The 18998-nt window shown below is 36.0% G+C and carries 20 protein-coding genes; 13 read left to right on the forward strand and 7 right to left on the reverse strand.

What is annotated here, in order from left to right; translation table 11 throughout:
• Positions 1-49 precede the first annotated feature (49 nt).
• Positions 50-1681 (forward strand): chaperonin GroEL, encoded by a 1632-nt coding sequence (gene groL, locus MR054_RS04640; protein ID WP_242082470.1) that lies wholly within the window; start codon positions 50-52, stop codon positions 1679-1681.
• A 99-nt stretch (positions 1682-1780) separates the two neighbouring features.
• A complete protein-coding gene (locus tag MR054_RS04645) occupies positions 1781-2425 on the forward strand; it encodes a DUF6090 family protein (protein WP_242156400.1) in 645 nt (214 codons plus the stop codon).
• A 60-nt stretch (positions 2426-2485) separates the two neighbouring features.
• On the opposite strand, the gene MR054_RS04650 is transcribed toward MR054_RS04645, so the two are convergent.
• The 4 genes from MR054_RS04650 to xrtF all read right to left on the reverse strand — a co-directional run bounded on the left by MR054_RS04650 (position 2486) and on the right by xrtF (position 4644).
• Complete coding sequence (locus MR054_RS04650) at positions 2486-3109, reverse strand: cation efflux transmembrane domain-containing protein (protein ID WP_242156401.1); 624 nt, start codon at positions 3107-3109, stop codon at positions 2486-2488.
• Positions 3110-3155: 46 nt separating this feature from the next.
• The gene (locus MR054_RS04655; RefSeq protein ID WP_242156403.1) at positions 3156-3500 is read right to left on the reverse strand and encodes a DUF2306 domain-containing protein; all 345 of its coding nucleotides are present in this window, start codon (positions 3498-3500) and stop codon (positions 3156-3158) included.
• Positions 3501-3671: 171 nt separating this feature from the next.
• Complete coding sequence (locus MR054_RS04660) at positions 3672-4100, reverse strand: exosortase F system-associated membrane protein (protein WP_242156406.1); 429 nt, start codon at positions 4098-4100, stop codon at positions 3672-3674.
• The gene (gene xrtF, locus MR054_RS04665) at positions 4084-4644 is read right to left on the reverse strand and encodes an exosortase family protein XrtF (protein ID WP_242156414.1); all 561 of its coding nucleotides are present in this window, start codon (positions 4642-4644) and stop codon (positions 4084-4086) included. The genes MR054_RS04660 and xrtF overlap by 17 nt, the downstream gene beginning before the upstream one ends.
• 92 nt (positions 4645-4736) lie before the next feature.
• Here xrtF and MR054_RS04670 point away from each other — a divergent pair, with 92 nt between their 5' ends.
• From MR054_RS04670 to def, 8 genes are all read left to right on the forward strand, one after another.
• Positions 4737-5192, forward strand: coding sequence for a GAF domain-containing protein (locus MR054_RS04670; protein ID WP_242156416.1), 456 nt, complete (start codon positions 4737-4739; stop codon positions 5190-5192).
• A gap of 219 nt (positions 5193-5411) precedes the next feature.
• Positions 5412-6944 carry a bifunctional phosphoribosylaminoimidazolecarboxamide formyltransferase/IMP cyclohydrolase gene (gene purH / locus MR054_RS04675; protein ID WP_242156418.1) on the forward strand — a complete coding sequence of 511 codons (1533 nt, stop codon included), beginning with the start codon at positions 5412-5414 and terminating at the stop codon, positions 6942-6944.
• A gap of 236 nt (positions 6945-7180) precedes the next feature.
• Positions 7181-8209 carry a rod shape-determining protein gene (locus MR054_RS04680; protein WP_242082480.1) on the forward strand — a complete coding sequence of 343 codons (1029 nt, stop codon included), beginning with the start codon at positions 7181-7183 and terminating at the stop codon, positions 8207-8209.
• A 22-nt stretch (positions 8210-8231) separates the two neighbouring features.
• The gene (mreC, locus tag MR054_RS04685) at positions 8232-9050 is read left to right on the forward strand and encodes a rod shape-determining protein MreC (RefSeq protein ID WP_242156420.1); all 819 of its coding nucleotides are present in this window, start codon (positions 8232-8234) and stop codon (positions 9048-9050) included.
• Positions 9043-9549, forward strand: a complete 507-nt coding sequence (locus tag MR054_RS04690; RefSeq protein WP_242082483.1) for a rod shape-determining protein MreD — start codon at positions 9043-9045, stop codon at positions 9547-9549. The genes mreC and MR054_RS04690 overlap by 8 nt, the downstream gene beginning before the upstream one ends.
• Positions 9546-11477, forward strand: a complete 1932-nt coding sequence (mrdA, locus tag MR054_RS04695; protein WP_242156422.1) for a penicillin-binding protein 2 — start codon at positions 9546-9548, stop codon at positions 11475-11477. The genes MR054_RS04690 and mrdA overlap by 4 nt, the downstream gene beginning before the upstream one ends.
• 5 nt (positions 11478-11482) lie before the next feature.
• Positions 11483-12760, forward strand: a complete 1278-nt coding sequence (gene rodA, locus MR054_RS04700; protein ID WP_242156424.1) for a rod shape-determining protein RodA — start codon at positions 11483-11485, stop codon at positions 12758-12760.
• Positions 12761-12897: 137 nt separating this feature from the next.
• The gene (gene def, locus MR054_RS04705) at positions 12898-13416 is read left to right on the forward strand and encodes a peptide deformylase (protein WP_242156426.1); all 519 of its coding nucleotides are present in this window, start codon (positions 12898-12900) and stop codon (positions 13414-13416) included.
• Positions 13417-13496: 80 nt separating this feature from the next.
• Here the strand turns inward: def and gldC are convergent, their stop codons facing one another.
• Together gldC and gldB are read right to left on the reverse strand one after the other, a co-directional pair.
• Positions 13497-13835: a gliding motility protein GldC gene (gldC, locus tag MR054_RS04710; protein WP_242156428.1), complete on the reverse strand. Its 339-nt coding sequence runs from the start codon at positions 13833-13835 to the stop codon at positions 13497-13499.
• Positions 13835-14797 carry a gliding motility lipoprotein GldB gene (gene gldB, locus MR054_RS04715; RefSeq protein WP_242156430.1) on the reverse strand — a complete coding sequence of 321 codons (963 nt, stop codon included), beginning with the start codon at positions 14795-14797 and terminating at the stop codon, positions 13835-13837. The genes gldC and gldB overlap by 1 nt, the downstream gene beginning before the upstream one ends.
• 93 nt (positions 14798-14890) lie before the next feature.
• On the opposite strand from gldB, the gene nadE reads away from it, so the two are divergent.
• A complete protein-coding gene (nadE, locus tag MR054_RS04720; RefSeq protein WP_242156432.1) occupies positions 14891-15688 on the forward strand; it encodes an NAD(+) synthase in 798 nt (265 codons plus the stop codon).
• A gap of 96 nt (positions 15689-15784) precedes the next feature.
• Positions 15785-16414: a response regulator gene (locus MR054_RS04725; protein WP_242082498.1), complete on the forward strand. Its 630-nt coding sequence runs from the start codon at positions 15785-15787 to the stop codon at positions 16412-16414.
• A gap of 3 nt (positions 16415-16417) precedes the next feature.
• Here MR054_RS04725 and dnaG read toward each other — a convergent pair whose 3' ends face one another.
• A complete protein-coding gene (gene dnaG / locus MR054_RS04730) occupies positions 16418-18376 on the reverse strand; it encodes a DNA primase (RefSeq protein ID WP_242156434.1) in 1959 nt (652 codons plus the stop codon).
• Between the two features lie 193 nt (positions 18377-18569).
• Between dnaG and MR054_RS04735 the strand changes: the two genes are divergently transcribed.
• Positions 18570-18950 carry a DoxX protein gene (locus tag MR054_RS04735; RefSeq protein WP_242156437.1) on the forward strand — a complete coding sequence of 127 codons (381 nt, stop codon included), beginning with the start codon at positions 18570-18572 and terminating at the stop codon, positions 18948-18950.
• Positions 18951-18998: the final 48 nt, after the last annotated feature.

The following is an 18998-nucleotide window of genomic DNA, read 5'->3' on the forward strand; positions in this document are numbered from 1 at the left end:
TCAATCAATAAGTTCCCTGTATTTACGGGACTATCAAAAACATAAAAAAATGGCAAAAGACATAAAATTCGACATCGATGCACGCAACGGTTTAAAACGTGGTGTTGATGCATTAGCAAATGCGGTTAAAGTAACCTTGGGACCAAAAGGACGCAATGTAATTATTAGTAAAAGTTTTGGTGCACCACAAGTAACCAAAGATGGGGTTACTGTAGCCAAAGATATAGAGTTGGAAGATGCCCTTGAAAACATGGGTGCACAAATGGTAAAAGAAGTTGCAAGCAAGACCAATGATTTGGCCGGTGATGGTACAACTACGGCTACAGTTTTGGCACAAGCCATTGTTAAAGAAGGTTTAAAAAATGTTGCCTCGGGTGCTAATCCAATGGACCTAAAACGTGGTATTGATAAGGCTGTGGAAGCCATTACGGCCGATCTGGAAAAACAGGCACAGGAAGTAGGAAATTCTTCTGAGAAAATAAAACAAGTTGCTGCTATTTCAGCAAATAATGATGACACCATCGGTGAACTGATAGCTCAAGCCTTCGAAAAAGTGGGCAAAGAGGGTGTTATTACCGTTGAAGAGGCTAAAGGCATGGAGACCTACGTGGATGTGGTAGAAGGCATGCAATTTGACAGAGGATATTTATCGCCTTATTTCATTACGGATTCTGATAAAATGTTGGTGGATTTAGAGAATCCTTACATTTTATTGTTCGATAAGAAAATATCAAACTTACAGGAAATACTTCCAATCCTGGAGCCAGTAGCCCAATCCGGTCGCCCGTTACTAATCATCGCTGAAGATGTAGACGGACAAGCTTTAGCGACTTTGGTGGTCAATAAATTACGCGGTGGATTAAAAATTGCTGCCGTAAAAGCTCCTGGATTTGGTGACAGACGCAAAGCGATGTTAGAAGACATTGCTATTTTAACCGGAGGCACCGTGATTTCAGAGGAAAGAGGATTTACTCTGGAAAATGCAGATTTAAGCATGCTGGGTACTGCTGAAACAGTTACAGTGGACAAAGATAACACAACAATTGTAAATGGTTCCGGTGATTCTGAAGCTATAAAAGCCCGGGTGAACCAAATCAAAGCTCAAATTGAAACAACCACAAGCGACTATGACAAAGAAAAACTTCAAGAACGTTTGGCTAAATTGGCCGGTGGTGTTGCCGTGCTTTATGTAGGTGCAGCAAGTGAAGTAGAGATGAAAGAGAAAAAAGACCGTGTTGATGATGCATTACATGCCACGAGAGCTGCAGTTGAGGAAGGTATTGTTGCCGGTGGGGGTGTTGCCTTTGTTAGAGCTAAAGCAGTGCTTGAAAAACTTGAAACCTCTAACTTAGATGAGACTACAGGCGTACAAATAGTAAATAAAGCTATTGAATCTCCTTTACGCACCATTGTTGAAAATGCCGGTGGTGAGGGTTCTGTGGTTATTAATAAAGTCCTTGAAGGCAAAAAAGACTTTGGCTATGACGCCAAGTCTGAAGCCTACGTCGATATGCTTAAAGCCGGTATTATAGACCCTAAAAAGGTAACGCGTATCGCCTTAGAAAATGCAGCCTCCGTTGCGGGTATGATTTTAACTACTGAGTGTGCTTTAATCGATATTAAAGAAGATGCTCCGGCTATGCCCCCAATGGGAGGCGGTGGAATGCCGGGGATGATGTAGTGCCTTAAACGCTAAAATACTTTAAAAACGCTTCAATTTTTTTTGAAGCGTTTTTTTATTCCCTATTATTTTATAGTTTTAAAAGAAATTAATGGATTCATGAAACGACAGTTACGTTATGCCATTGGAGAAGTTTTAATTGTCATTGTTGGGATTACTATAGCATTTAGTATGAATAAATGCTCCGAATCCCAAAAAAACAAAACCGACAAAGAACAATATTTAGAAAACTTAAAACAGGACATACATGTTGATAAAAGTAATCTGGAACATAATTTAGCAGAAATAACTGCTAAAATAGAAACATTACAACACATCATACCGCTTATAAATACCGCCGCTCCCGAAAAACTAAAAACACAGCATTCCCTTTTCAGCACATTTAAACTAACAGAGTTTTATCCAAAGGACATTACCTATCAAACCATGATCAATTCGGGTGACTTTAAATTGATTGATGATTTTACATTAAAAGCGGCCATTGAACAGCATTATTCCAATTACAAAACCATTTTAAAGGACTATTACAGGCAGGAGACCATTCATAAAGAGTATTTAGGGGAGTACTTAATTCATCATGCCAATTATGATAGGTTGCGAAACGGGGGCTTTGCATTTGAAAATGAAGGCTTGTTCAAAAATATCCTGCAGAGTATGACCGGTTCATTTCAAATCAAGAAAGAAGCCACTGAACGCGGTATACAAAGTTGTGATAACCTATTAAATATATTAGATCGGTTTTAGTTTGGTTTTTAAGTTAAATCCCTATGGGTTGCAATACCAGGACGCCGAATATTTATATGATTAATCACATCCACAATATTTATCAGAATTAGCCTTTTCAAAACATTCCATACCTTCCTTTAAGGCAAAATATGAAAGCCCTAGCGTTCCAATACTGTCAATATATCCAATGCCAAACAGCTCATAAATTCCACTGCTAATCAGCAGAATGACAGACATGTATAAACAAACCAAAGTACAATTTGCATCTGCTAAAATGGGTGCCGAGTTTAATTGAACCCCTATTTTTCTTTTCCAATATACCAAAAGCCACATGACCAAAATAGAAATAATTGAAATCACCACACCCCAAAATGTGGTTACCGGTTTGTGCCCAATCCAAATATTGTAAAAACTTGTTACGACAAGCCCGAATACGAGAAGATAAAACGCAAATCCTGTGATTTTCAATGCCGTTCGTTCAAATGGATCCCTATTGCTGTTCGGATTATTTTTAATTCTTAAAATCATATGGGCTATGCCAAATCCGGAAATAACTTCAATAAAACTATCAGAGCCGAAACCAAAAAGTGCAAGACTTTCATCTTCAAATCCAAGATATGTTGCAATAAGTCCTTCAACAATATTATAGATGATGGTGAAAATGGTTAAGCCAAAAGCAATATTATACAGTCTTTTGTTCATTGTAATTCTATATTTCTAATAGCAATCTTATAATATTATTTAGATTTTATAAGATCGGGCTTTGTTCCAAGTCCATTTCAGACCCTGTTCCAATAAAAATGCCAATTAAGTATATTCTCCCTAATACCCTATGAATACTCATAAATTTATTACGGAAAGATTTCCAGAATTGAAAAGGCCCGATCGATAACGCCACTAAACCTCCCGAAACATATCCAAATAACGACCATTTAAAGTCCCAAAGCCGGCCAAAAACTTCCGGGTTGAACCCAAAATAAGGAAGTGCATCTTTAATTACAAATTTACCTGCAAATAATATTAGGAAAATCCAGGCGATTAAGGTCACATAGGATTTAGGTCTAAACAGGGTTTTAAGGTTTAATTGTTTCATGATATTTATTGATTTACAATGTTACTATTCTTGTTCTCGATCCATAGAATGATGATCCTTTTAAACCGCCTCTTCTCCAAATATGCTAAAATCCAGTCCCAAGACAAAGGTCTGAACTGCACATGATAAAACTCCAATTTACAGCACTCTATTTTAATGATGGATTATCATTTAATTTTTTAATTTATTATAGTAAAACGCTGGTAATAACAATAACAAAATTATGGGTTGAATAAGAAATCGGCGCACATTAAAGAACATGTAATACTCTTCCTGTTTTGGATTTACTACAAAATACAAATAAATTAAAATTAGAATTATAAAGGCCAGAATATATATCATCATAGAAAACTTAACAATGCTTTTATCTTTAAAAATAACATATATTATGGCTACCGAAATGAGGCTGTTAAGCCCATAACGTATCCCAGTAAAAACCGTTAACTTAAACACTTCACGCCTTGGATTATCAATATATAGATAATCGTTTTGGAAAAACAGCAAATAAGGATCGTAGAATAATTCATTTTCAAAAACCCGAATTAAAACCAATAACCCAAATAATACAGCCAGCAGTATGTATTTACCGTTCTTCCCCATGCTTCTTATTTATCAATGCAAAATAGTTGACCCAAATCATCCATAAAAGAAATACCATTCCATAAATAATTGCCGGAAAAATAACGGTATGCAAAATTTCCCTTCGCCATGGATAATGATACAACCCAATTGAAAGAATTACTATTCTAAATAAATTAACCACGTAAATTAATACACTTCCCGATAGCACATACACGAGCGTTTCCCGAAATCGTCCGGAAAAGGCAACAATAAATGAAATAAACAGAATAATGACACTCACAGCGTTACACCCTTCTAAAACACGAGCCACATATTTGTGGTTAATAATAAGTTTCATTGAAGGTTCGTTGGGGTGCGGTTCAACACGAGCTTCATATCCAAAATCATTGAGCAAGTGTTCCGTTTGTTTAGCAACCAGATTTGTTACATAATCAGGATAAAATTTTGAGTATTTAGAAAAATCCAAATAGAACTTATAGGAGAGTGATAGTAAAACATATACTAGTAAAAAGGTAAGAATAAAACGTATTACCCATTTATATTTTAAAAGCAGCTTTTTCAAAAACCCAAGTCGTTTTGTCCAGTTAAATTAAGTAAAAAAAGGGTGATCAAATTACACCTTTTTAAATACTTTTACGAAAAATCTTTTTAGTCATGACTTTTGAACGGTTAAAATCACAGGTAGAATCCATAATTTCGAAAACCACGCTAACCGTTAATGATCGCTTGTTAGACATATGTCGCCTGCTGGAAAATCAGGTTGAATACTACAATTGGGTTGGCTTTTATTTTAGAAATGGCACTAAGGAAGAATTAATTTTGGGCCCCTATGTTGGTGCCCCTACGGACCATACGGTAATTCCATTTGGAAAAGGCATCTGTGGACAAGTGGCCCTCAGCAACACGAATTTTGTGGTACCGGATGTTACTCTTCAAGATAATTATATTGCGTGCAGCATCACGGTGAAAGCTGAAATTGTGATTCCTATTTTTGTTAAAGGTCAAAATATAGGACAGATAGATATAGATTCGAACAGTCCTGATCCTTTTACTGAAGCCGATGAGCGATTTTTAGAATTTGTATGCACTAAAGTGTCACAGATACTTTAAGATTGAAGATTCTGTTTAAAGGTGAGCGTTTAATATGTCGTACTTCGCCTTCACTGTTAACAACTTCCCTTTTCCGTTAAAAAAATGCATGGTTTTTTAAAATATCCAAGTCATTTTTTGGCTTTAAATAATTACTTTTGCATTGTTATAAAAAAACAAATTAGGTATTCATAAATCAAACGTCATTTCCGTTTTCGGGAACCTTACAACACAACAAGAATGAGCAACGAAAAACACATCAAATCGGCATTAATTTCAGTTTTCAGTAAAGACGGATTAGAGCCGATAGTAAAAGCACTGGACCAACAAGGCGTTACCATATATTCTACGGGAGGTACCGAAAAATTTATCAGTGATTTGGGCATTCCTGTTGTTCCCGTTGAAGAGGTCACTTCTTATCCATCTATTTTAGGGGGTCGAGTAAAAACCTTACACCCTAAGGTATTTGGCGGAATTCTAAACAGACAAAGCCATGACGGTGACGTTGCTGAATTGGCCGAATACGACATTCCGCAGATAGATGTGGTTATCGTTGACTTATATCCATTTGAAAAAACCGTAGCCTCCGGAGCCAGCAACCAAGACATCATTGAAAAAATAGATATTGGCGGGATCTCATTAATCCGCGCCGCGGCTAAAAACTATGCCGATGTTATTTGTGTGTCTTCTGTTCAAGATTATAAGGAATTTCTTGAATTACTCACCGCCAACAACGGTACTTTTTCTGAAGAAGACAGAAAACGATTTGCGGCAAAAGCCTTTCATGTGTCCTCACATTATGACACGGCCATATTCCACTATTTTAACCAAAATAATACAGAACCCGTTTTAAAGCTAAGCGCAACCAACAGACAAGTATTACGCTATGGTGAAAACCCTCATCAAAAAGGATTGTTCTTTGGTGATTTTGATGCCATGTTTGAAAAATTACACGGAAAGGAATTAAGCTACAACAATCTGTTGGATGTGGATGCCGCCGTTAATTTAATGTCTGAATTTAAAAATGAAGCCCCGACATTTGCCATATTAAAACACAATAATGCCTGTGGGGTAGCACAACGAACCACTCTGTTACAAGCCTATAAAGATGCACTTGCCGGGGATCCTGTATCGGCTTTTGGTGGTATATTGATATGCAATAAAGAAATAGATAAAGCCACTGCTGAAGAAATTCATAACTTATTTTGTGAAGTGGTAATTGCCCCTGCTTTTTCATCGGATGCCTTAGCCGTTCTTAAAGGTAAAAAAAATAGAATTCTTTTAATTTTAAAAGCTACTGAGCTACCAAAAACTACGGTTAGAACTTGCTTAAATGGGATTTTGGTTCAAGATAGAGATGACATTACAGACCGTGCTGAACAATTACAGAATGTAACCGATCTTTCCCCTACAGCAGCTCAAATTGATGACTTATTGTTTGCCTCAAAAATTTGTAAACACACCAAATCCAACACTATTGTATTGGCTAAAAATAAACAGTTGTGTGCCAGTGGCACCGGACAAACAAGCCGAGTCGATGCCTTAAATCAGGCCATACATAAAGCGCAATCCTTCAATTTTGATTTGACCGGGGCCGTAATGGCCAGTGATGCCTTTTTCCCTTTTCCGGATTGTGTGGAAATTGCAAAAAACGCTGGGATTAAGGCAGTAATTCAGCCCGGTGGCTCTATAAAAGATCAATTGAGCACAGATTTTTGTAATGAAAATGATGTTGCTATGGTAATGACGGGGACACGTCACTTTAAACACTAATTTACAAGTTTAAATTTTAACTGCAGTATACCTGAACCAATAGAAAAACAGCAACTTTGAAATTTGACAATTTTGAAAGAAAATGCGTTTCGAGTATCCAGAAACCGATTAAAAACGTAAAAGTTACATGTACTTTTCATTGATGGAATTTTCTGCTGTATAATCTCTAGTATATTATTAACTTTTATTACATTTACGAAATTCGTTTTTTAACCCTTTAATACTACAATTAACTTATGGGATTTTTCGACTTCCTAACCGAAGATATTGCTATTGATTTAGGTACTGCTAATACCCTTATAATCCATAACGACAAAGTAGTTGTAGATGCCCCTTCCATAGTCGCCCGAGATCGGGTTTCTGGTAAAATCATTGCAGTAGGGCAAGAAGCCAGTTTAATGCAAGGAAAAACTCACGAAAACATTAAAACTATTCGTCCTTTGAAGGATGGGGTCATTGCCGATTTTGATGCCTCGGAACAAATGATTAGCATGTTCATTAAAAATATTCCTGCTTTAAAAAAGAAATTTTTTACGCCCGCATTACGAATGGTTATTTGTATTCCTTCCGGAATAACCGAAGTTGAAATGCGCGCTGTTAAGGAAAGTGCAGAACGTGTAAATGGTAAAGAGGTTTACCTGATTCATGAGCCCATGGCAGCTGCCATTGGGATAGGGGTCGACATTATGCAACCTAAGGGTAATATGGTCGTTGATATCGGTGGTGGTACAACTGAAATAGCCGTGATTGCCTTGGGTGGTATTGTTTGCGATAAATCGGTAAAAATTGCTGGAGACGTATTCACTAATGATATTGTCTATTATATGCGGACACAACATAACTTGTATGTTGGTGAGCGTACAGCAGAAAAAATAAAAATACAAATAGGCGCTGCTACCGAAGACTTAGATTTACCACCTGAGGACATGAGTGTTCAAGGTCGTGATTTACTGACGGGCAAACCTAAACAGGTTTCTATCTCCTATCGTGAAATTGCTAAGGCCCTTGATAAATCTATATTGCGTATTGAAGATGCCGTGATGGAAACGCTTTCTCAAACACCTCCCGAACTGGCTGCAGATATTTATAATACCGGTATTTATTTAGCCGGTGGAGGTTCCATGCTCCGTGGTTTGGATAAACGCTTATCGCAAAAAACAGACTTACCCGTTTACATTGCTGAAGACCCTTTACGAGCTGTTGTAAGAGGTACCGGTATTACTCTAAAAAATTTACCTAAATACAAAAGTGTATTGATTAAATAAGGCATAAAAAGGTTTTAAACCCATGCAACAGATTATAAATTTTATAATAAGAAACAAAACCTTTTTGTTGTTCTTGCTGTTGTTTTCTTTAGCCTTATTATTTACAATACAATCACACTCCTACCACAGGAGCAAATTTATTAACTCGGCTAACTTTTTAACCGGTGGCATCTATAACTCCATAAACAGTATAAGCGGCTATTTCAACTTAAAATCACAGAATACCATACTAGTAGAGGAAAACAATCGCCTTAAATCCCTGTTGCATAATAGTAATATCCAGGTCGATTCGAGCTTTACAGACAGCACAACCTTTTCAAGTTTATACCGTTTCACCCCGGCCAATATCATTAAAAACTCCTATAATTTAAACAATAATATACTCTTATTGAATAAAGGTAAAAATGATAAAATAGAAGAAGACTTTGGGGTCATCAGCTCCAAGGGTATCATTGGCATCATAAATAAAACAAGCCTTAATTATGCAACTGTTATTTCGGTTTTAAATACAACAAGTCAAATAAGTGCCAAACTAAAAAAAACAAATCATTTCGGCACATTAACCTGGAATTCGGCCTCTCCTGAAATCATGCAACTTATTGATATCCCAAAAATAGCGGAAGCCAATTTAAGTGTTGGAGATACCATAGTTACTTCCGGAAGATCGTCCATATTTCCCAAGGGCATATTGGTGGGAATAATTCAAGATTTCGAACTGGATGATGCCGAAAATTACTTTACGCTAAATGTGAAATTGTTCAATGACATGACTAATGTTGAGCATGTGTACATCATTGAAAATATTGATAAACCAGAAATAACCAATTTATTAAATGAATAGTGTTATTTCCATACACGTAGTGCGCTTTATTGTCCTTGTATTTGCTCAAGTACTTATCTTTAATCACATTAATTTTTTGGGATATGTAAACCCCTATCCCTATATCCTTTTTATTTTGTTATTTCCTGTAAAAAACAATAGAATGCTGTTTATCCTGTTCAGTTTTATTCTGGGTTTAACGATAGATCTGTTTTTAGATTCCGGAGGAATACATGCAGCCGCTTCGGTATTGGCAGCTTATGCCAGACCCATATTTTTGAAATCTTCTTTTGGTACTATCTATGAATACCAAACCATTAAATTTAACACCGTAGAATTTGGTTCAAAATTAACTTATATTGCTTTTTTAACCGCAATACACCATATCGTATTGTTTTCTCTGGAAATTTTTAGTGTCTCTAAAATAATTTTAATACTTCAAAAAACGTTATTCTCTTGTATATTTACTATATTATTATGTGTATTGTTAACTATAATATTTAGTCGGAATAAAACATGAGAAAATTTCTGCTTTTCTTATCTGTAATTTTTATCGGACTCATTTTCATAGGTAGATTATTCTATCTCCAGGTATATACTTCTACTGAACACAATCTGTTTGAAGACAATGCCATTAGGAAAGTTTACGATTACCCGAAACGTGGTTTTGTTTATGACAGAAATGGTGAATTATTGGTAGCCAATCAGCCATCTTATGACGTCATGGTCATTCCCAGGGAGGTAAAACCATTGGATACGCTTGAGTTTTGCAATTTATTGAAAATTGATAAAGAAACCTTTGTAAAAACTTATGATAAGGCCTATCGTTATTCACCAAGGCTTCCGTCGGTTTTTGTGGCACAATTATCTAAAGAAGACTATGCGGTACTGCAAGAAAAAATGCGGAAGTATCAAGGTTTTTACATTCAAAAGCGTTCATTGAGACATTACCAGACTACCATTGGTGCAAATGTTCTCGGAGATATTGGAGAAGTTGGCTATAAGGACATTGAGAGAGACCCTTATTATATTATGGGTGACTTAAAGGGCAAGCAAGGTGTTGAGGCATCATATGAAAACATACTTCGTGGTGTAAAGGGCATTAAATTTATTCAAAAAGATCGCTTTAATCGGGATATTGGCCCATACAAAGACGGTAAGTTCGACACTGTTCCACAACAAGGAAAGGATATCACCATTACTATTGATGCCAAATTGCAGGCATACGGTGAATTGCTCATGCAAAATAAACGAGGTGGTATTATTGCCATTGAACCTTCTTCGGGAGAGATATTGGCCATGGTTGCGGCGCCCTCCTATGACCCTAATATTTTGGTTGGTCGAAATCGATCAGAAAATTTCAGTAAATTATTTAGGGACACTATTGGAAAACCCTTGTTCAATAGAAGTCTGCAAGGGGTCTACGAGCCCGGCTCACCATTTAAGCTCATGAATGCCCTAATTGCGTTACAAGAAGGGGTTATGACTCCAAATGAAACGGTAACCTGTTATAGAGGTTACAGATATGGTAACCGATTCATGAAATGTCATTGTAATTTTGGAACGAGGAATAATATGATCACTGGAATTCAGCGATCGTGTAATGCTTATTTTGCTACGACATATAGAAAGATACTAGATAAAAATGGTAATGCCTCCGATGGTATAAATGCCTGGAGCAGGCATGCCAAAAGTTTTGGTCTGGGTGAATTCCTAAATAACGATTTGTTCGTTGGGCAAAAAGGAAGAATTCCTGACAGGGAATATTATAAACATGTTTATCCAAAAACGTTTTATTCAACATACACCATCTCTAATGCTATTGGGCAAGGTGAAGTAGCTACAACACCCATACAACTGGCCAATATGATAGCTGCAATTTCTAACAGAGGAATGTACTACACGCCCCATATTATAAAATACATCGAAGGAGAAACCCTTCCGGAGCAGTTTACCACACCAAAATACACAACAATAGATAAAAAAAATTTCGATCCCGTAATAGAAGGCATGTATCAGGTTTATAAAAAGGGAACTGCGGCATCTCTGCAAGTAAAAGATATTGATATCTGCGGAAAAACCGGTACTGTTGAAAATTATGCAATTATAGACAGTGTAAGAACCCAGTTAACCGATCATTCTATTTTTGTTGCATTTGCACCAAAAAATGACCCAAAAATAGCTTTGGCTGTCTTTGTCGAAAATGGGTATTGGGGAAGCAGATTTGCCGGAAAAGTGGCCAGTTTAATGATTGAAAAACATATTAAGGGGTATATTACCCGAACAGATTTAGAAGATTGGCTGTTACGATATGGATTGGAAGAGGAGTATGCCAAACCCTATTCGGGGAAACCTTTTTATATTAACGATAAAACCATTGTACATCCTGTTGATGATTCAGAGTATAACCTATTAAAACAACAATTAAAGCAACTTGAAACGCACTAAATTTAATGGTTAGAGAAACTAATAGACATTTTAAATTTGACTGGATAACCATTATTCTCTTTTTATTGCTCGTTGGTTTTGGTTGGTTAAATATTTTATCGGCATCTCACACCGGAGATACCATTAATTATTTCGATTTCTCGCAGCCTTACGGCAAACAATTGATTTTTATCCTATTAACATTTGTGTTAATTGTTTTAATTTTATCTATTGAGGCTAAGTTTTATGAGCGCTTTTCCAGTATAATCTATATTATTTCCATGCTGTCCCTTGTGGGATTGTTTCTCTTTGGTAAGAACGTAAATGGTGCAACATCTTGGTATGCTTTTGGAGGAATGACCTTACAACCCAGCGAATTTGCAAAAATGGCCACAGCTTTGGCGGTAGCCAAATTTATAAGTGATCTAAATACGGATATCAAACAGTTTAAAGATCAAATAAAAACCATAATCATTATTATAGTTCCTGCTATTTTAGTGCTCCTACAAAATGATACCGGAAGCACGGTTGTTTATGCTGCTTTTTTCTTTGTATTATATCGTGAAGGGTTGCCTAAGATCTATTTAATTTTAGGTGTTTTGGTTTTACTGTTATCTGTTTTTACATTAAAATTAGGGCTTCTAATTACCGCCATACTCTGTGCTGTTGTCATAACCAGCCTTCATTTTTTATTCAAAAGAAAACGTTCCATCCTACAATCTGCATTAGCCCTAATATGCTGTTTGGGTCTTTCCTATGGGGTGAAGTTTTTTTATCAAGATATTTTAAAACCCCATCAACAAGATCGCATTAGCCTCTGGTTACGATTAGAAAAGGACCCTGAAAAACTACAGCAAATGAAAAAAACCTTTGCCTATAACCTCCATGAATCAGAAAAAGCAATAAGCTCCGGAGGTGTTACTGGAAAAGGTTTTTTAGAGGGTACCAGGACCACTGGCAAGTTCGTACCTGAACAACATACCGATTATATTTTTAGTACCGTAGGTGAAGAGTGGGGCTTCCTGGGGAGCTCTCTGGTAGTCCTTGTTTTTGTATTGCTATTATTGCGTATTATTCATTTATCAGAATTGCAAAAATCGCAATTTAGTCGTGTGTATGGCTACAGTGTGGCTGCCATTATATTTATGCACTTCCTCATTAATATTGGTATGGTTATGGGATTAATCCCTACCATAGGCATTCCTTTACCCATGTTCAGCTATGGTGGATCCGGGCTTTGGGCCTTCACCATTTTACTCTTTATTTTTATAAAATTAGACTCGAATAGAATTAACGAATGGTAACCAATGTCATGAGAAATGGCAAAAACATACTAAAAACAGGTTTTTTTCTCTCACTCTTCGTTAGTCTATGCGTATCTTGTTTTGGACCCAGGCATGTGGTTTCTCATTCTTTCCTTAAAAGAGACACCAATTACATTATGAGTGAAGACTCTTTGCGACCTATGCGAATTTTTAAGATTTCTACCGTGGAAGATTCGCTCATACTCAGAAAAAAAAGTTCCAATGTAAAGATTATCCCAAACGATCCGGTTTTAAAATATTTCATTAAACGACTGTATGTCACTGTAACGGACAGCTCGAATATGGGAGTTGGTATTGCCGCACCCCAGGTAGGAATCCTAAAAAACATTATCTGGGTGCAGCGTTTTGATAAAGACGACTTCCCTTTTGAGGTGTATTTAAATCCCAAAATCATTACCTATTCGGAACAAAAGCAAACATTTAGAGAAGGTTGTTTGTCCATACCTGACAGATCGGAAACTCTAAACACCCGTGCCTTTTCCATTGATATTGAATATAATACCGTTGAAGGGGATCATAACACAGAAACTGTAGAGGGGTTCACCTCAGTTATATTTCAGCATGAGATTGACCATTTAAATGGTATTTTATATTTAGACCACCTGGAAAAGGAAAGGCTTGACACCTCACCTTAGGATAAAATCACATCACCTTGAACTTCCTAAAACCAGTAATACACCATTGGAAACTTAACATGCCTTTGCGCCTAATGTCCTTATTTTTGATTTAATTCCAATTTTTCAGCAAAGTAATCGCAAAAGTCCTTCATGGTAGCGGTCATTTTTTCATCCTGAGTAGCACGGTTATACGTATCGCTCATCGCTACCAATGTTTGATGAAAAAACACTTTCATCTCATCTATGGGCATATCCTTAGTCCACAAGTCGATGCGCAAGGTTTCTTTAGTTTTGTTATCCCAGACCGCCAACATCATCGCTTTGGCTTCTGCCTGAGCAATACCTCCATCGGGTGCAGACCAATGTAATTTTTCGGGCACACGATTTTCATCCAGTTCAATATTCAATTCAATTTTAGATCTTTTTAGTTCAGCCATTATTTCCTGGGTTTAAACTTTGAGTTAATGAAAATGTCTTCAGGTCTTTTTGCGAGCATATCCCTTAATGGGACCCGATTTTTATCCATATAAGCCCTTACAATTTGCCATCCTATATATTGTCCTAACCGAGCCGGTGAGTTATTATCAATCTCCTCCAAGTAAAACTTTGTAAAAGGTGCAGGATTAATAAACCGGTTGGGTAATTTTGAATCGGTACTATACAGCAATTCTCTCTCAATAAAATAACGCCAAATGTAACTTTCGTTAGCCTTAGCCCACTGCAATTCTTCTTCTGTATATCCAATGCGTTCAGCTTCCGATTTAAAAGGAATCATCACATCGTTAAAATAGAGGATCTTTCCAAAATAAATCATTTCATCTAACAAGGTTTTGGGTTGCGATTGATGGATATATTTTTTGGCATAGGCATTAGACAGATCAACCACTATTTGTTCTTTCTTTAAATTTGAAGCTATAAATTTTTGTATACCGGTATAAAACTCATGGTCACGCCCCAGATAAGTATCAATGGACAGCAAGGCAATCGTATCCGTAAGAATCACTTTATTTCTGTAATCCACCATAGAAGTAGTGGTAATAACACGAGGCGGGGTAAACTCTGAAAAATAATATTTTAAATGATTGAATAAGGATTCTATCTCCATTTCAATAGCATTGAAATTTGGAAATATCTTCTCTACTTCCGCAAATAACTGTTGCTGAAGGGTATCCCGCATTTGAGTAACCCAAAATGAATCCGGATATTTTTCGGCAAACATGAACGGATACCCTTCTTTCAACTCATTTAAATCTTCAATATTGGCATGCGCAAATAATAGGTCAAAGCGCTCTACAGTGATATCTGTACCAATCTCTTGTATATCTCGTTCTAAACTACTGTCTTTTTTGCAAGAAAATGCAGCAAAAATTATAATGAAAAGTATTCCTAATTTCTTCATACCAAACTTAAACGATATAATCTTTTATATATTGAGGTGTTTCTTTTATTTTTGTTTGCAAATGTACCATTCTTAGAATTAAAACAGCTTAAAATGCAAACAGAAAAAGTGGTGGACCATATTGTGGATTGGCTAAAAAATTACGCCAGCCAGGCAGGTGTTGAAGGATTTGTTGTGGGTGTTTCCGGAGGTATCGATTCTGCAGTTACTTCAACACTGTGTGCTAAAACCGGATTAAAAGTTTTATGCTTGGAAATGCCAATCCATCAATCCGAATCTCAGGTTAATAGAGCTTTAAATCATATCGATTGGTTAAAATCTCAATATAGTCAAGTTCATATTGTACAAATTAATTTAACACCTGTTTTCGATAGCTTAATAGCGGCATTACCCAAAGTTCACAAGGAAGAAGAAAGGTTTATGTCTTTAGCCAACACAAGGGCCAGATTACGAATGACAACTCTATATTACTTCGCCGCTTTAAATAAACTACTGGTTGCGGGAACCGGTAATAAAGTTGAAGATTTTGGGGTTGGATTTTTTACAAAATATGGCGATGGTGGTGTAGATTTGAGTCCCATAGCAGATTTGCTAAAAACAGAAGTTTATGAAGTTGCTAATTATCTGGGTATTCACAAAGATATTATTGATGCCCCTCCAACAGATGGCCTTTGGGGTGACGACCGAACCGATGAAGATCAAATTGGAGCGTCATACCCAGAATTGGAATGGGCCATGCAAATGGATAAAGAAAATAAGACCTCTACGGATTTTATAGGACGCGAACAAGAGGTGTTTAAAATATACAAGCGCCTAAATATTGCGAATAAACATAAAATGGATCCCATTCCGGTTTGCACTATCCCTAAGGAATTGATTAATTCGTTGTAAATTCTCAAAAAAGTATTATCTTTACATTATAGCTTGAGTCTCTCAACCAGACATGATCATACCTCCTTATGATTATGACCTAAAAAAGCTAAAAATATGATAAAATTATTAATAGCAGACAATCACCCCATAATCAGAAAGGGGCTTGAATTACTATTATCTTCATCTTCCAATATTAGTATCGTAGGAAGTGTTGATGATGGAGAAGCCATACTTGAATTTGTTAAAAACAATCCTGTTGACGTCATTTTAACCGAAGTTAATTTCCCAAAATTGAATGGATTAACTGTTCTTAGATATTTAAAAAATGACTATCCCGATATTAAAACCATCATCTTTACCGGAGAACCGGAGGAAGTATACGCGATAAACGCGATTAAAGCCGGAGCCTGTGGTTTTATATCCAAAACCGTAAATATCATTACGATTAGTGAAGCCATTACTAAAGTTTATGATGGTGGTATCCATTTGAGTAATGAACTTACTCAACAATTGGCCTTCGGCGCTCGCAACAATAAATCCGGTAGATTTTATAAAAAACTTTCCACCAGAGAGGCAGAAGTGTTAAAGCTGCTCACCATTGGCAAAAAGAACAAGGAAATATCCAAGGAACTGGATATAAATGAAAAAACCGTAAGTACTTACAAGGCTCGATTAATGCGAAAACTTAAAGTAAATAATTTGGTTGATTTAGTCAATCAGGCTAAATTATCCGAGCTAGATTAATTTTTAAAGTACCCGATTTAGTTTTCTGGATAGTAACATCTTTAAGCTGGAATAATCTTTAACTTCCTCAAGTATATTTTTATTTGAATTGGACTTGTCCTGTTCGGTTTCTATCTGAAATTCTTTTACTTTTTTGTCAATTAAAAAACACCTTAAATTTAATATGGTCTCACTAACTAACTGGGAAATGGTATGCCTTTTTTCCTTCGGATAAATATTCATACGTTGCCAGTTATCCAGATTATAACGTTCATCATCCATTAAAATCGAAGTAATTTCGATGGCCATCTCTTTGTCAACGGAATTTATAAATGTTTTAAGCTCAAAATCAGCGTTTTGATTTAAAGCATCAATGATGGTATAATACAAACTTTTGAATTTTTCATTAGTAAATTCCATTTCATCATCCTGAAGATCCAAATATACTTTTTCAAAAACTTTCGCATTGTGAATTACAGGCTCTAAGACTAACTCTCCTTTATCATTTTCCTTCAGTATGAGGTCTTCAAAATCCTCCGCTTTATTGCCATAAAGCAACAAGATTTCAATAATTTTTCGTTCCAGGACATATTGCACATCTACCTTTCCAATGGGTTGACTGTGTTTTATAACCTCGAAGGCTTTTTGTTCTGCTTTATATTTTTTGTTTTCTTCCTGATACTCCTTTTTGTTAATCTGTGCCAAGGTACTAAACAATACGGCCTCGCTAATATCCATAATTCGAGCACATTCCCGAAGGTATATTTCTTTTTTTATCCGATCTGGAATTTTAGAAATACTGTTTACAATATCCCTGACAGTATCCGCTTTTTTAATGGGATCGTTTTTGGAATCTTCATATAAGACGGATGCTTTGAATTGGATAAAATCTTTCGCATGCTCTTCCAAAAAAAGTGAGAGTTCCTCAAATGAATTTTGTTTGGCAAAGCTATCGGGGTCTTCTCCCGCAGGAAATGAACACACTTTGACATTCATTCCCTGCTCCAAAATGAGATCAATACCCCGTAAGGAAGCTCTCATACCCGCCGCATCGCCATCAAATAATACCGTAATATTTTTTGTAAGTCTATTGATCAACCTAATTTGTTCAGGTGTTAATGCCGTACCCGATGAAGACACGACATTTTTAATTCCCTTTTGATGGAATTGAATAACATCGGTATATCCCTCTACCAAAAAACAATTATCCTCTTTCGCAATACTTTGCTTCGCATGAAATATACCATAAAGCACTTTACTTTTGTGGTAAATATCACTTTCGGGTGAATTCAGATATTTCGCCGCTTTATTGTCTTTTACGAGGATCCGCCCTCCAAAACCTAACACCCGACCACTCATACTCTTAATAGGAAAAATAACCCGTCCTTTAAATCTATCGAACCGCTTATCATCCTTCACAATGGTCAAACCTGTTTTTTCAAGAAAATCAATATGATATCCCTTTTTTAGGGCTTCATCTGTAAATGCCTGCCATTCGTTTAATGCATATCCTAAATTGAACTTTTTAATGGTTTCATCGGAAAATCCACGTTCTTTAAAATAGCTTAAACCAATAGATCGGCCCTGATCAGTTTTATGAAGGATCTTTTGAAAATAATCATTTGCAAATTCACTCACTAAATAAAGGCTTTCTCTCTCATTGGCGGCTTCCTTTTGTTCATTGGTTTGTTCGGTCTCCTCTATTTCGATGTTATACTTTTTTGCAAGATATTTTATGGCCTCAGGGTAGGTAAAATGCTCGTGCTCCATTAAAAAGGTAACCACATTACCTCCTTTACCACTTGAAAAATCCTTCCATATCTGCTTAACCGGAGAAACCATAAAGCTTGGAGTACGCTCGTCGCTAAAGGGACTTAATCCCTTGAAATTACTACCTGCTTTTTTGAGCTGTACAAAATCACCAATGACTTCCTCAACACGGGCTGTCTCAAATACTTGATCTATGGAAGATGGTGCTATCAAAATATAAAGTTATAAGAACTGTAAAAATAGTATAAACTATTGATTTTAGAAATTATCCAATCTATGAAAATATATAATTCGCAGATTAATTCACACATGACTATTGTCATATTTTAAAAAGTAAGTACCAATTATCTTTACGTCATGGATTATTTATTTTTCAATAAATCTTATTACCGTAATTTATTAAGCCATGGCCGAAACTTCAAAAACAGCAACTACCTTAAGAATACTATTGGGATTATTTTTAATAATTTATGCACTTAACCAATTTTTTCATTTTATTCCATTTACTTATGGTGAAATGCCTGAAAACACCCGGGACTTTATTGATGCCGTCGTTGGATATTTGCCATACTTATATATGTTTGAAATAATTATTGGATTTTTATTGGTATTTAATAAATGGACACCATTTATTTTAATCGTGCTGTTTCCACTCTCTATTTCATTTTTAATTTTTAATCTCTCAGACAATGATTTAAGTAAAACATGGACGGCTTTAATTGTTGCTGTCCTTAATATTTTTCTTTTGTATTATCATAGAAATAAATATAAACCATTGTTTTCCTAACTGATTAAGACCCGATTAATAGCAGAAGCAGGCCATGGATAAAGTTCT

Source organism: Aestuariivivens sediminis (genome assembly GCF_022662105.1).
Taxonomy (GTDB): Bacteria; Bacteroidota; Bacteroidia; order Flavobacteriales; family Flavobacteriaceae; genus Aestuariivivens; species Aestuariivivens sediminis.